Origin of the sequence: Rhodoluna sp. (genome assembly GCF_036721215.1) — a bacterium.
Classification (GTDB): Bacteria; Actinomycetota; Actinomycetes; order Actinomycetales; family Microbacteriaceae; genus Rhodoluna.
In genome coordinates this window covers 100,559-114,514 of sequence record NZ_DAIMLM010000003.1, presented here as the reverse complement: position 1 = coordinate 114,514, position 13,956 = coordinate 100,559, and the positions used below count along the sequence as shown (strand labels likewise).

Annotated in this window: 13 protein-coding genes, 1 tRNA gene and 1 pseudogene; 8 read left to right on the top strand and 7 right to left on the bottom strand. The window is 50.4% G+C overall.

Going from position 1 to position 13,956, the window contains the following annotated elements:
• Nucleotides 1-37 precede the first annotated feature (37 nt).
• Nucleotides 38-1,672 (bottom strand): DNA repair helicase XPB, encoded by a 1,635-nt coding sequence (locus tag AC9UCN_RS05815; RefSeq protein WP_509524808.1) that lies wholly within the window; start codon nucleotides 1,670-1,672, stop codon nucleotides 38-40.
• Nucleotides 1,673-1,674: 2 nt separating this feature from the next.
• Nucleotides 1,675-3,372: a helicase-associated domain-containing protein gene (locus tag AC9UCN_RS05810; protein ID WP_509524805.1), complete on the bottom strand. Its 1,698-nt coding sequence runs from the start codon at nucleotides 3,370-3,372 to the stop codon at nucleotides 1,675-1,677.
• Between the two features lie 368 nt (nucleotides 3,373-3,740).
• On the opposite strand from AC9UCN_RS05810, the gene AC9UCN_RS05805 reads away from it, so the two are divergent.
• Together AC9UCN_RS05805 and AC9UCN_RS05800 are read left to right on the top strand one after the other, a co-directional pair.
• A complete protein-coding gene (locus tag AC9UCN_RS05805; protein WP_509525007.1) occupies nucleotides 3,741-4,124 on the top strand; it encodes a cold-shock protein in 384 nt (127 codons plus the stop codon).
• Nucleotides 4,117-4,392 (top strand): annotated as a pseudogene (locus AC9UCN_RS05800) (DUF3027 domain-containing protein); the annotation flags it as partial. The gene AC9UCN_RS05805 and the pseudogene AC9UCN_RS05800, both read left to right, overlap by 8 nt.
• A gap of 42 nt (nucleotides 4,393-4,434) precedes the next feature.
• Here the strand turns inward: AC9UCN_RS05800 and AC9UCN_RS05795 are convergent.
• Together AC9UCN_RS05795 and serC are read right to left on the bottom strand one after the other, a co-directional pair.
• Nucleotides 4,435-4,665, bottom strand: coding sequence for a DUF2530 domain-containing protein (locus AC9UCN_RS05795; protein ID WP_509524803.1), 231 nt, complete (start codon nucleotides 4,663-4,665; stop codon nucleotides 4,435-4,437).
• Complete coding sequence (serC, locus tag AC9UCN_RS05790) at nucleotides 4,662-5,780, bottom strand: phosphoserine transaminase (protein ID WP_509524801.1); 1,119 nt, start codon at nucleotides 5,778-5,780, stop codon at nucleotides 4,662-4,664. Before serC ends, AC9UCN_RS05795 begins: the two co-directional genes overlap by 4 nt.
• A 217-nt stretch (nucleotides 5,781-5,997) precedes the next feature.
• Here serC and AC9UCN_RS05785 point away from each other — a divergent pair, with 217 nt between their 5' ends.
• Nucleotides 5,998-6,894, top strand: a complete 897-nt coding sequence (locus AC9UCN_RS05785; RefSeq protein WP_509524798.1) for a C40 family peptidase — start codon at nucleotides 5,998-6,000, stop codon at nucleotides 6,892-6,894.
• Nucleotides 6,895-7,164: 270 nt separating this feature from the next.
• Nucleotides 7,165-7,668, top strand: a complete 504-nt coding sequence (locus tag AC9UCN_RS05780) for an HNH endonuclease (protein ID WP_509524796.1) — start codon at nucleotides 7,165-7,167, stop codon at nucleotides 7,666-7,668.
• Between the two features lie 2 nt (nucleotides 7,669-7,670).
• Here AC9UCN_RS05780 and AC9UCN_RS05775 read toward each other — a convergent pair.
• Nucleotides 7,671-7,742 (bottom strand) — tRNA-Arg (locus AC9UCN_RS05775).
• A 73-nt stretch (nucleotides 7,743-7,815) separates the two neighbouring features.
• Here AC9UCN_RS05775 and AC9UCN_RS05770 point away from each other — a divergent pair.
• Nucleotides 7,816-11,469: a DUF4011 domain-containing protein gene (locus AC9UCN_RS05770; RefSeq protein WP_509524794.1), complete on the top strand. Its 3,654-nt coding sequence runs from the start codon at nucleotides 7,816-7,818 to the stop codon at nucleotides 11,467-11,469.
• Here the strand turns inward: AC9UCN_RS05770 and AC9UCN_RS05765 are convergent.
• Entirely contained in the window at nucleotides 11,466-11,675 is a 210-nt protein-coding gene (locus AC9UCN_RS05765) for an FmdB family zinc ribbon protein (RefSeq protein ID WP_509524791.1), read from the bottom strand. The two genes, AC9UCN_RS05770 and AC9UCN_RS05765, sit on opposite strands and share 4 nt — an antisense overlap.
• Before the next feature lie 33 nt (nucleotides 11,676-11,708).
• Entirely contained in the window at nucleotides 11,709-12,272 is a 564-nt protein-coding gene (locus AC9UCN_RS05760) for a 5-formyltetrahydrofolate cyclo-ligase (protein WP_509524789.1), read from the bottom strand.
• A gap of 18 nt (nucleotides 12,273-12,290) precedes the next feature.
• Between AC9UCN_RS05760 and AC9UCN_RS05755 the strand changes: the two genes are divergently transcribed.
• The 3 genes from AC9UCN_RS05755 to AC9UCN_RS05745 all read left to right on the top strand — a co-directional run.
• Complete coding sequence (locus tag AC9UCN_RS05755; RefSeq protein ID WP_509524786.1) at nucleotides 12,291-12,899, top strand: GNAT family N-acetyltransferase; 609 nt, start codon at nucleotides 12,291-12,293, stop codon at nucleotides 12,897-12,899.
• Nucleotides 12,900-12,959: 60 nt separating this feature from the next.
• On the top strand, nucleotides 12,960-13,622 hold the full coding sequence (locus tag AC9UCN_RS05750; protein WP_509524783.1) for a hypothetical protein: 663 nt from the start codon (nucleotides 12,960-12,962) through the stop codon (nucleotides 13,620-13,622).
• 52 nt (nucleotides 13,623-13,674) lie between these two features.
• The coding region (locus AC9UCN_RS05745) for a hypothetical protein (protein ID WP_509524781.1) at nucleotides 13,675-13,956 on the top strand (282 nt) is incomplete at its 3' end.

The following is a 13,956-nucleotide window of genomic DNA, read 5'->3' as shown; positions in this document are numbered from 1 at the left end:
TTTTGCCTGAAAGAAACCTGAGAGTTAGTTGAGTGCCCTAGATGCTTGATACATCAAGGATTTTGTAGCTATAGCCCTGCTCGGCAAGGAAGCGCTGGCGGTTTTGAGCAAAGTCTTGATCCACTGTGTCCCTGGCAATCAGGGTGTAAAACGACGCTGTTCGGCCATCGGCCTTGGGGCGAAGCAGCCTTCCCAGTCGCTGGGCTTCTTCTTGCCTGGACCCATAGGACCCAGAGATTTGAATCGCTACCGAGGCTTCCGGAAGGTCAACCGAGAAGTTAGCCACCTTGGAAACTACCAGGGTGGGCTCTGATCCTTCCCGGAATGCTTGGAACAGACGCTCTCTTTCATTGACTGGAGTTTCACCAGTGATTTTAGGAACACCGAGTAAGTTTGCCACCTCGTCTATTTGATCTAAGTACTGACCAATGATTAGCGTCGGTTCACCATTATGTCGCTGCAGAAGTTTCTGGATCACAGGAATCTTAACTTTCGATGTTGCAGCCAATCGATAGCGCTCATCCTGTTCGGCAATTGCGTAGTTCAATCTTTCATCTTCTGGAAGATCAACTCGAATTTCAAAACATTCTGCTGGTGCGATGTATCCTTCGGATTCAATTTCTTTCCAAGGTGCATCAAAGCGCTTTGGTCCAATCAAAGAAAAGACGTCGCCTTCTTTTCCATCTTCTCGAACTAGCGTTGCGGTAAGTCCTAATCTTCGTCTTGCTTGCAAGTCTGCTGTCATCTTGAAAATCGGAGCTGGAAGTAAATGAACCTCATCGTAAATCACCAGACCCCAATCTTTGGCGTTTAGTAACTCGAGGTGGGCATACTCACCTTTACGTTTTGCGGTGAGAATTTGATAACTCGCAATCGTAACTGGCTTTACTTGTTTGACAGAACCCGAGTATTCGCCGATTTCTTCTTCGGTGAGTGTTGTGCGCTTTAGTAGTTCTGCTCGCCACTGCCTGGCGGCAACGGTGTTGGTGACCAGAATCAAAGTGTTGGTTTTTGCTCTGGCCATAGCTGCTGCTCCGACGATGGTTTTACCCGCACCGCAGGGCAACACCACAACACCTGATCCACCGTCCCAGAACTTGCTAACTGCGTTGCTCTGGTAGTCACGGATTGCCCAGCCGTTTTCGGCAAGAGCAATCTCGTGCGGGGTGCCGGGGGTGTATCCAGCCAAATCTTCGGCCGGCCACCCCAGCTTTAGAAGCTCTTGCTTGAGAGCCCCTCTGGCAAAGGGAAGAACCTCAAAGGTGTCCTCGGAAAGCCTAGACCCCAGTAATGCGGCTATTTTTGACCCTCTGGAAGCCTCCAGCAAGATAGCCGGGGAGGAGCAGGTGAGAAGCAGTTGCCCTTCAGCATCCCTTCGAATCACCAGTTTTCCGTAGCGATCCATGGTTTCTTGAATATCCACTCGAACCGAGGAGGGAATAGCGAATTTGGCGTACTTATCTAGCACCCCAAGGACATAGTCACTGTCGTGGCCTGCGGCCCGAGCGTTCCATAAACCAAGCTTGGTGATTCGGTAGGTGTGAATGTGCTCTGGAGCTCGCTCCAATTCAGCAAAGATTGCTAGATCATGGCGGGCGTCTGATGCCGCTGGGTGGTTTACCTCTAGTAGTGCTGTTTTATCACTTTGAACAATTAGCGGCCCTTCGCTCATGGCTAGCCAATCACAATCGAAGTAATTGCGGACACCGGAAGGGTTCTTTCGATATCAGCCTTGCGGTCTCTGGCTCGCAATCTGCCATTTGCTAAACCAATAGGCTCTAGGACAAAGTTCATAACTTTACCGTTGGCGTTGATTTCAACAAGCAAGATACTTTTTGAGGCCAAGGCTAGTTGAATCTTTCGATCAACATCTGATTCTGGAGCTTGGTCTGATATTTCAAGATCTTGTTTTCTAAGTCTTATTAGTTGGTCTTGAAACAATGCAGTGTGTGAACTATTTTTGTGAATAGCCGATGGCGCAATTACCTTCCCGCTTTCATCCACTCGAATAGCTAGGTAGCCAATTTCTCTAAGCTCGTGATACAAACTCTCGGGTTCAAGCGATGAAACAATTGCACCCTCAGATTTTCTAAGGCCGAAGGTTTTCAATTTGGAATCCATAAGAATTTGAGTGGCTAACAACTCATCTGTTGAAACCAAAATTGATCCAGTATTGTTAGCTGAAATCTTTAGCCGGCCAAACCTCGATGCAGTTTCAGAAATGAGGTAGTCAACCGGTTGCGGCAGGATCGCCCCCGAGAGCTTTTCCAAAAGAGCTCTAATCTGTTTCTCGGTTAGCCCCTCTTCCAGCCCACAACTAATGCTCAGCGGAGAAATCCGATACCCGGTGGCTAGCCCAATGTTTTCGGTGTCCGTGAACTTGCGAAGCTCAATCTCGATTGAGCTAGCTAGCGGCCCTGGGGCAATAATGGACAGGTCTGCCTGAACAATAATGCGCTCCTGCTGAGCCGGGAGCCTTTGTTCTAGGGCCTTGGTAGCAACCGCCACCTTGCCAGCTAGAACGCTTGCAAGCCAGCTCGCGGCGAAGCCTTTGACTGACAAGCCAAGGGCATCGGCAAGCTCAGCAACCCGGCCGATTCGAGATTGGGCTGAAGAGTTCACTAACGGGAAGCTCGATCCCACCAGCTCGTTCAGCGACTTAGTTGGATTCTGGGAGAGCTGAAGCCCTAGCTCTTTTGATCCGGACGCTCCCACGATAGCCAGCCAGGCGTTTACCAAGATTTGCCAGCGGGTTTTGGGATCTGAGCTGATCCAGTTATCTGCCAGGTCTGTTGGATGGAAGCGTTTTTCCGAAATTGCTACAACCCCAGAAACTTTTGCCAGCTCAAGAATTGCTTTTACGTACTCTTTGGATTTTCCCAGGTGGCTAGAGAGCCGCTTGACATCAGGTAGACCCATCGAGCCCTTAGATACTTCTCGAACAAAATGTTGATCGAGGCTGAAAATCAATTCGGTAATTGACTGCATGGCTTCAAAGGCATGGATGCCGCAATCTCTATCGATTGATTCTTGATCGGGGGCTTTGATTGGCTCGGTCACCACACGCAGTGATGCAGTTCTTGGATTTTCTCTTAGGCGCTCGGCGAGCCAGTCGTAAACCACTGGCTCTTGGGAACTCCAAACCAGAAGGTCACTCGCTAAAAAACTAACCTGCTCTTTGGATACTTTTTCTTGGGCTAGCAGTGACCGCAGTGAACTGATCTCTGAATTTGAAAGACTTGAAACAAGTAGTGCTTGTGATTTTGGAGTGAGGACTGCTTGGGCCAGATCAAAGAAATCTTTGAACTCCGAAAGGGATAGTGATCGCTCGTGAACCAAAATACTCAGGGCCGAGTCCTCTGCGCTTCTCAAGGCCAGAGCTAACCGGTATAGATCACTCACTGCTTGTTTTCGCGCCCTTTCCGTCTAACTGAAAGAAACAACAGGACTAGAACAAGCACGAACCCAATGGGCAGCGCTATAAGAGGTATCTGAGCAAAAAGGGCCAGATTAGTGCTCTCTCCAAAGAAGCTTCGGACCAGGGTAATGACTATAGATAGTAGAGAAAGGCCAATAATCCCAGCTCCCATGTAAGCAAGGACAGTCTCCAGCCGGGAAGGTCCCGAAGGCTTGGATTTAGTCATCCTTCTAGGATACCCCCGAAGGCGGGGCATTGTTCGGGCAGTAGTTTTTATAGGGTCGCCCTTGGTAAAATGAGAAACCCTGAGAAAGAGGTAGTCATGCCAACCGGCAAAGTGAAATTCTTCGATGAAGAAAAAGGCTTCGGTTTCATCGCATCCGATGAAGGCCAGGAGGTCTTTTTGCACATCAGCGCACTCCTAGACGGAGTGACTCAGGTAACCCCTGGCACCAGGGTTGAATTCGGCATTGTCGACGGCAAAAAAGGAGCCCAGGCGCTTTCCGTTCGCGTTCTCGAGGCGCCACCATCACTGATGAAGATGTCTAGAAAGCCTGCCGACGAGATGTCGGTCATCGTTGAGGACCTGATCCGTTTGCTAGACAACATCAGTGGCGGACTAAAGCGCGGCAAGCAGCCAGAAACTGCCCAGAGCCAAAAAATCGCAACCTTGCTTCGCAAGCTCGCCGACGAGCTAGATGCTTAAGCTACTAAAAAAGCCCCAGCATAAATCTTTAGCAGAAAAGGCAGCCAACGAAACTGCTCCCGCGAATGGGGTTGGCAAGTTTCTTGGCACCTCTACCGAAGATAAAGACACCACCAACTACCGATTTGAATCCAAGCTCACAGGATATGTCGGCTGGGAGTGGAATGTAGTTGTCTTCCAAGCCAAAAAATCAGATGCTGCAACTGTGTCTGAAGTTGTTTTGCTTCCAGGCAAAGAGTCGGTTGTGGCCCCAAGCTGGGTGCCCTGGGCAGAGCGACGAGCTGAGATCGAAAAGAATAAGTCCGAAGAGCTAGCGGTTCCGGACCTTGAGGTAACCGTAGATTCCGAGCCCGATACCAAAGACGCAGGTAAGCGCCCACCAATCGGGAAGCGGCTGCGAAAGCGTCTGGCCAAAAAGAAGGATAAGAAGTAAAGCAACTGCCCAAATTGCGGTGAAGATGATTACCGCTAATGGAGCATTAGTTTCAATAGGTTCTGGATCGGGCTTGCGATCTTGCTCCTTGACTCGAAACCTAATCACGCTAGCCTCTCTAAAACAAAATCAATACACGCTGTCAACGACTCAACATCAGCTTGGTCGGTACCAACGAATGTAGCAATACGAAGCTGATTTTTTCCCATTCCGCGGTACGGGTCCACGTCGACAATTCCATTTGCTCGAAGCACTCGAATCAGCTCAATCGAGTCCACACCCGAGTCAAATTCCAAAGTTACAACTACCTGAGAGCGGTGATCTGGGTTTACAACGAAAGGGCTCGCCACACCAGATGCCTCGGCCCAGTCGTAGAGCACTTTCGAGCTCGATCGGGTCTTGGCGTCTGCCCACTTCAAACCACCGGAGGCGTTAATCCATTTGACTTGCTCGTTGAGCAAGAAAAGCGTCGCTAAGGCTGGGGTATTGAGGGTCTGATTCAGTCTTGAATTAGTGATTGCACTGGTGAGAGACAAAAACTCTGGAATGTATCGACCAGATTTAGCTATCTTCTCGGCTCTGGCTACCGCCCTCGGGGATAGCAAAGCCAACCAGATGCCGCCGTCAGCGCCAAAGTTTTTCTGTGGGGAAAAGTAGTAAACGTCGGTTTTGTTGGCATCAAAGTCCATACCTCCGGCGGCCGATGTGGCATCGGTTAGAAACAAGGCCTCGCTGTCCACGCCAACCAGCCTTTCGACTGGGGTAACCACCCCAGTGGAGGTCTCGTTTTGCGGGTATACATATGTACTGGTTAAAGAAGTAGCAACAAATTCTGACCTGGAGCCAGGTTCGCCTTTTTGAACCGTAAGTGCGCCTAGAAAAGGAGCCTCCAGGGACCTGGCAAATTTGGAACTGAATTCTCCGTGGACCAAGGCCTGGGAATCACCCTCCGCCAGCGAGTAAGCGGCCATATCCCAAAAAGCCGTTGAGCCACCGTTTCCAAGGGCTATCTCGTAACCTGCTGGTGCCCGAAATAGCTCAAGTAGGCCATTTTGGACCTCGGCGACCAGGTTCTTGATGGGAGCCTGGCGGTGCGAGGTGCCCATAAGGCGAGAACCATTTGAGCCCAATGCCGCCATCTGCTCCGGTCTAAGCCTGGACGGACCACAACCAAAACGCCCGTCTTTAGGCAGTAGTTGGCTAGGAATCAGGATCTCTGGCATGGAAATAGCTTAGTAGTCTGCGAGTTTGCCCAGAACGGGCGTAGTTTTTGAGCCCTCGTTGCTCATCGGGTAGACTTGCCCAGCTAGCGAAATCAACCTATTTCGATAGTCGGATCTGAGATGCTTTGAGCCTGAAATCAGATCTTTAGAACTAATAGTTTCGATTCAGGATTGATTTCTTGGTGGAAGTCTCTAGAGCAACGCGGAGGTAGCATCTTTGGCCAGTAATGGTTCAGGCAAGCACAGAGCAGACGTTGAAATAAACGTCTTGGAATCTTTCGAGATTCGCTCCAGACGCTCGGTGCGCGAGGCGGAGAAAGCGAAGCTAGCCAAGACTTCTAGACGCGCTCGCAAAGCCGTGCTTCGCATGGAGGCAAAAGCCCTTAGGCGCGAACGCCAGCTGCAAAAGCCCCTGAGCAAAGTCTCGGCCCAGGGCAGGTTACGTAACAATCAAACTTTCAGAACAGCCGTAACCATGCTTACCGCATCGGGTTTGCTGGCGACCTCGGCTTTGCCGGCCTATGCCTATGACCCAGAGGTTGCGGCCATGGCTAGGTTCACGACCACCAACCCCGAAGACATTATTCAGACCGAGGGCACCCAGGACCTAACCGTGGCTGCTGCCAATACCGTGGAGTTTGTCAGAGGTGAGTACGCTTCCGAAAGCGCAGCGCAAGTGCTTCGCCAGCAGACCATTAGTAACTACCGGGCATACAACGGACCAAGCGCCGCTGACTATGTCAAGAACCCTCCCTTTAGCTCTGTCAGCGCTGAGAAGGTTTTGCAGGTTGCATCCCAGTACGTAGGAACGCCATACATCTTCGGTGGGTCTAATCCACGAGGCTTTGACTGCTCAGGATATGTGATGTTTGTCTTTGCTCAGTTCGGTGTTGAGCTTCGTCACAGTGTGACAGCCCAGTCCAGAGTCGGCATCATTGTCTCGCCAGAAGATGCCAGACCCGGAGACGTGGTTATCTTCAACGATCACAGCCACAATGGAATCTACGCTGGAAATGGACAGTTCTACCACGCTCCTCAGCCAGGCGATCGAGTCAAGCTGGCTCCAATTTTTGACCCTAGGCACTATTTCATTCGGCTAGGCACCACCACCTAAAACACAGCCTGGCTTTTTGATACTTATAGTTTTTGTTTGGGCTAACCTATAGCTAGTTAGAAATTGTCATCTAATTGAAGGGCTAGGGGTTTTGATGAAGAGCATGCTTCCCAAGTACTGCTTCCAATCTCGGCAACCCGAGCCCATCGGTTCGATACCGGGCAAGTAAATCGCGTCGTCATTTATGACGGCGCTTTTTTTGTGCCTAGGCAATCAAGCTAACTAACCGAACGCCCACAATCCGTGTGGGTCAATTCGAAAGGAACTTGAATGAGAACTTTGGTACTAAACGCAGGCTATGAGCCCCTTGCTGTGGTGAGCTTCAAGCGAGCCATTATTTTGGTGCTAAACCAAAAAGCCACCGTCTTGGCCCAGGCGGGAAATCACCTAGTAAGAAGTGCAACCTCGGAATACAAGCTGCCCTCGGTAATCTTGCTTTCTCGCTACGTCCGCATTCCAGGCTCTCGGGTAATTCCGGTGTCTCGAAGAGGCGTGCTTCGAAGAGATGCTCATCGCTGCGCCTACTGTCAGCGCTCGGCTTCAACTGTTGATCACGTTCAGCCCAGATCCAAAGGCGGGGACGACTCTTGGGAAAACCTTGTTGCCTGCTGCCTAAGGTGCAACAACAAAAAGGGTGATCGCACCCTGGCTGAAATGGGTTGGACTCTAGAATTCAAACCTCGGATGCCGGCTGGCACAATCTGGATGGTGCGGGGTACGGAAAGATTCGAACCGGAGTGGGATCAGTACTTAGCTTTTGCCGCCGCTGCCTAAAGTGACCCCGAGAAGAATCGAACTTCCGCACAAGGTTTAGGAAACCTCTGCTCTATCCACTGAGCTACGGGGCCAGAACTATCAAAGATACCTCAACACAAGCCGAGGTAGCCAAGAATCAAGGCTCCCCAAAGTTAGTCTTGACTCATGACCGATTTTCTAGACACTCAAGATCATCAGTCTGCGCCTACGCGCGAACAGTGGTTTTTAGAAATCAATCAAATTGGTGGCACTGATCCACTAAGTCACTTCAAAGACAACAGCTACGGTCAAGTAAATCTCGAGAAAGCTCACCCTGGAGGCTTGGCTCAGTTTGTAACTGGCAGACCAACCCTGCTTTCTAACCTGATTCGCGACTCTTTATCTTTCTCCAGGGCCTATTCCGCGGCTAATCGAATCAAGCACAAGCAGGACGCGCTAGCGGAGCAATTTGGTATCGAGAGTCTCTACCTGGCAAGTGGGCTAGTGGACTTGCGGTCCGACGGCCATGAGCTTCGGATGCCCATCTTGCTTTGGCCGGTAAACCTTCTTACTAAGCAAGATGATTTTGAACTCAGTCTTTCCAGAAAGGCCATCGTTAATCCTGCGTTGGCTCCAGCGCTTCTAAGGCACTACGGGGTAAAGCTAAACGCTGAAGATTTGCTAGCTATGGTCCAGGTCGGATCAGACCCGATTCCAGTTAGAGTGCTGGATCACATTTCTTCGCTCGCGGATGAGTCAGCAAATCTTGAGTTCAGCAGAGTGCTGGCTATCGGGAACTTCTCCTCAGCAGCTAGTGATTTAGCATCCGACTTTCAAGATCTTGAGCACCCGGTCACAAGTCTCTTTCTAACCGAACTGGATTCCAACGCTGAGTCTTTTGAGCAGGGCATCGCAGATCCAATAGCGGTAACAGATTCGGACAGCACTCAAACCAGGATCGTTTCCAGAGCCCTTGCCGGAACAAGCTTTGCGGTTGAGACCTTGCCGGGGTGTGGCTATACGCAAACTGTTGTACTTCTTACTAGTGCACTTGCCCACCAGGGCAAAAGAGTTTTGGTCTTGGCACCCAGACGACAGACTCTGGATGAGCTAGCTACCAGATTTGCCCAAGTTGGATTGCCCGGTCTTGGAATCAGAGCTAGCTCCACTTGGCTAGATATGATCAGTGCAATCTCTCGTAACGAGAAGGCGCAACCCGTGAACTACTCAGAACTTGCCGCGCGTCGCGACAGTGCCAGAGAAGAAGTGGCTAACTATTTCGCCGACTTTGAGAAAGTAGACGGCGAGCTAGGAGTCAGCATCGAGCAGGCTCTCGAGGAGCTAGCTCGGTTGTCTGGCTCTCCTAGGGCACCATTCAACGAGGCCAGAATTGATGCCGACCAGCTCGGTCGCCACCGCGACCTAACCTTCGCAGGAACCCTGCTTAGCCAAGCCCAAGAGCTTGGAATGTTTGAGGTTGGCCCCAGCGACTCTGCTTGGTTTATGGCCAAATTCGAAAACCCGCTGGATGTTCCAAGCAAGCTGCAACTGGCCAAATCGCTTTATGAAAACACGTTCCAGGAACTTTCTGGCCAGCTTGCCGAGTTCACCAAGACCGTCGAGTTCAAACCGGCCGTGAGCGTTGATGACTGGGTGAATTACCTTGAGCTATTTGTTGGAATTCGGGAAACCCTGGACAAGTTCAAGCCAGAGGTATTTGATCGCCCGCTCACTGAGTTGATCTTGGCTACCGCACCAAGAAAAGACAAGTCGGTTATGTCTGGCGCGAATCGTAGCCGCCTGAAAAAACTTGCCAAGGAATACCTTCGCCCAGGACTTCATGTATCGGACATGCACCAATCGCTCAAGGCAATTCAATTACAGCGCGATGCCTGGGGAAAATACTGCCTAGTTGCCAAACCGCCGCAGGTTCCACTGGGTATCAAGGAAGCCCAGCAGGCACTGAACTTATTTGTTAGTCAACTCGGTGAGCTGCAAGCACTGCTGAGTGATGTGACGCTGAGTGCGCCGCTAATATCACTGCCACTTACCGAGCTAACCAAAACCCTTCGTTCGCTTTCGGAAGATACCAAGATATTGGATAACTACGACGAGCGCTCGATGACCACCCAGCGACTTGAGGAAGCAGGACTTGGCCCACTGGCTGTCGAGCTAGCTAATCTACACACCAGCAAAGAAGACCTACCGGCTGAACTGGAATTAGCTTGGTGGAAATCGGCTCTTGAAACACTGCTTGAAAGATCAGGCAGGTCTCTAGCTTCCGACAGCGATGAGATCGTGCAAATTGAGAAACGATTTGCTGCCGCCGAGACCGAATTGATAGCTGCCGGATCTAAAACCGTGGCCTACGGCCTTTCGGGAAAGTGGAAGCAGGCTTTGGAAAATCACCCTTCGGAGGCCCAGACCCTGAAGGAACTTCTAAAGCTCAAGCGCGCGGTTATCTCCGAAGTGAGTCAACTGGCTCCCAACATTTACCAAGCGTTGGTTCCAGTGGTTTTGGCTTCTCCTTACGAGATCCCAAGAACCTTGGCTAAGGGCGAAAGATTCGATGTCACCTTGGTACTTGATGGTGCCGGGTCTTCCATCGCCGAAAACTACGCTGGGCTAGTTCGATCTAATCAGGTGGTGGTTTTTGGCGATGACGTAATCGCCGCAGCTACCGGTTTCAACATCGAGTGCCTACCCCAAGAGGACCAGGCCTCTCGCTTGCCAGAGTCCATATTTACCGCCGCCCGGAGGTCGCTGCCTCTCGAGGTTTTGAGAAGGAGCTATCGCACCTCAGGTCAAGCGTTGGGCGATTACATCAACAAAGAGTTCTATCAAGACCGCATTATCTTTGAGCCAACCGCGGCTAGCTACTTTGGCCAAAGCAACGTAAAGTTTGAGCGCGTTGCGGCAGGGAACTCAGATCAGCCCGAGAGCTTGGATCAAGAGCTGTCGATGGTGATTCAGGCAGTAATGAGTCACGCCACTTACACACCGCAGGATTCTCTACTGGTAGCAACAGCTAGCCCTAAGCACGCTGAACGCTTGGAGACCGCGCTTAGGACTACTAGGAAAACCAGGGCTGATCTGAATCCATTTTTTGAAAGTCACGGCCGGGAAAAATTCGAGATTACTACTATCCAAGAGCTAGCTCATCGGGTTGCCGATCGCATCATCTTTAGCCTTGGGTTTGGTAAGGACCTAACGGGCCAAGCGCCAAAGCTACTTGGCCAGCTTTCTGATTCAAACGGCAAGAGGTATCTTGCCAACTTGCTGGTCTCTGCCAGAAAACAAATGACCATTGTGAGTGCCTTGGATAACCAGGACCTGCTCGCTAAGGCTAATCCTGGCGTTGAGATGTTTAGCGATCTTGTGCATGAGCTTGGAAGAGTCCACCCAATCAAGATTGAGGCAGATCTAAACCCGATGATTGCTGACCTTGCGATTCGGTTGACCAAGCTCGGGGTTACCACCAGAACCAACTTCTCGACAAGGATCAAGCTAGTGGCTTCGGTTGGGGACAAGGCCGCAATTGTTGAGCCGGACTGGGGCATCCTTGGCTACAACCTTTCAGAGCGCTACCGACTTCGACCAGCACTTTTGGAAGCAATGGGCTGGATCTATTTGAGGGTTCCAAGCTTTGAGTTGTTTGCAGACCCCGAGCAGGTAGCCAGATCGATTGCTATGAGCCTGGGTATAGAGGTAACTAAGAAAGCGCAGCCACTTTTTGAGCTCACTGAACCGGCTTTCGAGGACACTGCTTCAGCTTGGGGAGACCCCGGTGACTCTAATGATCAAAGACTTGCCGAAGACAAACCGCCGCACTGGGGTTAGTCACTAGATTTTGGTTTGCTGGAATCAGTTGGCCTAGAGTCAGTTCGATAAAAACCAGTTCCTTTAAAGCTCACACCCAGTTGGCCAAAGACCTTTCGCAATTCCCCACCGCATTTTGGACAAAGGGTTTCTGCCTCAGCATCAAAATCCTGCCACAAATCAAAGCTGTGTTCGCACTTCTTGCAGACGTAGCTGTAGGTGGGCATGGGTTCTCTCGGATTAGTGGGATTTAGCTAATTCTAACGCGCAAAGGGAATGTCTATCGTTCGAGATTGCGTTACGACCTGGCTAACCGGTTTATCGTGCGACAAGCTTGGAACCTCTGGCAAAAACTCCGCATCGTATACGAGCCCAACAGTTGGTCCCGTGTAGTGCTGAAGATATCTGTCGAAGTATCCAGCGCCTCGACCCAAGCGCTGACCCTCAAAGTCAATTGCCAAAGCGGGAACAATAATCAGATCCAACTCAGTTGGCTCAACAACTTTGCCCGTTGGCTCTCTGAAGCCAAGCTCACTTGCCGTAGTTCCAGATTCCAAGACCGCCATAACCATCTGTCCATTGGAATCAATCCTTGGGCAAGCAATTTCAATGCCTTCGGCCTTGGCTAGTTCAAGGAAGGAATCGGTTGCAGGCTCAGAACCAAAGGATAGGTAGCAGCCAATTCGCTTGAGATTTTTCTTCAATGAAAGCGCCAACAATGATTCGGCAAATTGTTCACCGGTTTTCCTGGCCAGATCATCCGTCCTGTTAGCCAAGATCTGAACCCTTAGGGCTTTCTTGGCTTCCGAGACAATCTCACTCATGCCACTAATCTAGCCATCGTGGCTCTTTCTTTTGCACTAACTCACGGCGACGTAAAACTGCGCATCGCGAAGATGAGAGACTCCAAATCCCTAGAGAAACTCATCCTTGGAAACAGAGCATGGCTTAGACCTTGGGAGGCCACCAACCCTGGAGCCCCAAACTCATTCGATGTCAGATCTCAACTTCGAGGACTAATTCGCCAATTAGACGATGAGTCAGGGATGCCATTCGTAATTGAGGTTCAAGGAGTGGTTCAAGGTCAACTAAACGTTGCCAATATTTTGTATGGCTCAGTTTCTTCTGCAGTAATTGGTTACTGGGTATCACCGGAGGTTGCTGGAAGAGGCGTGGCGCCAACATCGGTTGCACTTGTAACCGACTATTTGATGAATCAGGTGGGGTTACATCGTGTTGAGATAGACGTTAGGCCAGAAAACACTGCATCGCTACGAGTCATAGAGAAGCTGGGCTTTAGGTATGAGGGCATCAAGCAGCGCTACATTCACATCAATGGTGACTGGCGCGATCACTACATCTTTGCCCTGACTGCGGAAGAAGTTCCAGAGGGAATCTTGAATAGATTCTTAAGAAAACAAGTTCCACCCCAAAAATACCCGTGGAACTGATAAACCAACACGCCACCTCAAATCCGCGACACGCTGCACTTCCTTCCCTAACTTTGAGGTATGGATCAAAGCGCAGCACTCGGGGGATTGATGATGCTCGTCATCGCAGTCTTATGGGTCGTTGTTTTTATTCCGTCCTGGTTTCAAAACCGCGTTGATGCTGAGCGATACGCTCAGCCTTCAACGGGCTTGCGGCCCCAGGTTGAAAACACAAAGATTTCGGTGAATGCGCCGGTTGCATCAAGGCTTCGGCTTGCAACTGAACGATCTCGAAGGCTTAGAAGAACAAAAAACACGATGTCGGTTTTGGCCACCCTAACTATCCTGGGATCGGTCACATTGGCGTTTTTCGCGTTCCAAAACCCGCTACTTTTTGTAGCAATTGGGCTTGGAATGCTAGTGGGATTGTTCGCGCTGCTGGTGGCGATAAAGGCCTCTGGCGAACTAAATAAGACACTTATAAAGGTTGCTCAGTCGAAAACCGAGCTCACTGCCAGCCTTGCGAAGACCTGGAGAGAAGCCATTCTGCCCAGTATTGACGCGGAAAGTGACTCTAGAGCGTGGACTCCAAACCCACTACCCTCACCTGCGTATAAAAGTCGAATTGGTGAGCTTGAAATACCAACCGTCGCGTCCGTGACCGAAATTAGCAACTCGAGGAAGAATTTCGACACGCAAAAGCAAATAAACACAATATTGAAAAAAAGACGCGCTACAGCGTAATTTCGTGCTAAATCACTAGACTTAAATCAATCTAAACAGGAGAGCAAAAAGAGTGAACACATTTGATCGAGTAACAAAACGAGTATCAAAACGAGTAAACAAAATATTCCGCAATAACGTAAAGCCAGTTTCAAAGGCAATGGGCAACCTAGCTCAAGATATCGCCAGTGAGACTGCAGCTGAAGTGAAAGAGGTAAAGAAAATGGCAGTAGCCAAGAAGAAGACTGCAGCGAAGCGCAAGCCAGCTGCTAAGAAGACTGCAGCTAAGAAGCCAGCAGCGAAGAAGACTGCAGCGAAGCGCAAGCCAGCTGCTAAGAAGACTGCAGCTAAGAAG

What these genes read in the sequence shown, in the direction of transcription:
- AC9UCN_RS05815 (WP_509524808.1), bottom strand. Translation starts at nt 1,672, where the DNA reads ATGAGCGAAGGGCCGCTAATTGTTCAAAGTGATAAAACAGCACTACTA.
- AC9UCN_RS05805 (WP_509525007.1), top strand. Translation starts at nt 3,741, where the DNA reads ATGCCAACCGGCAAAGTGAAATTCTTCGATGAAGAAAAAGGCTTCGGT.
- serC (WP_509524801.1), bottom strand. Translation starts at nt 5,780, where the DNA reads ATGCCAGAGATCCTGATTCCTAGCCAACTACTGCCTAAAGACGGGCGT.
- AC9UCN_RS05780 (WP_509524796.1), top strand. Translation starts at nt 7,165, where the DNA reads ATGAGAACTTTGGTACTAAACGCAGGCTATGAGCCCCTTGCTGTGGTG.
- AC9UCN_RS05770 (WP_509524794.1), top strand. Translation starts at nt 7,816, where the DNA reads ATGACCGATTTTCTAGACACTCAAGATCATCAGTCTGCGCCTACGCGC.
- AC9UCN_RS05765 (WP_509524791.1), bottom strand. Translation starts at nt 11,675, where the DNA reads ATGCCCACCTACAGCTACGTCTGCAAGAAGTGCGAACACAGCTTTGAT.
- AC9UCN_RS05760 (WP_509524789.1), bottom strand. Translation starts at nt 12,272, where the DNA reads ATGAGTGAGATTGTCTCGGAAGCCAAGAAAGCCCTAAGGGTTCAGATC.
- AC9UCN_RS05750 (WP_509524783.1), top strand. Translation starts at nt 12,960, where the DNA reads ATGGATCAAAGCGCAGCACTCGGGGGATTGATGATGCTCGTCATCGCA.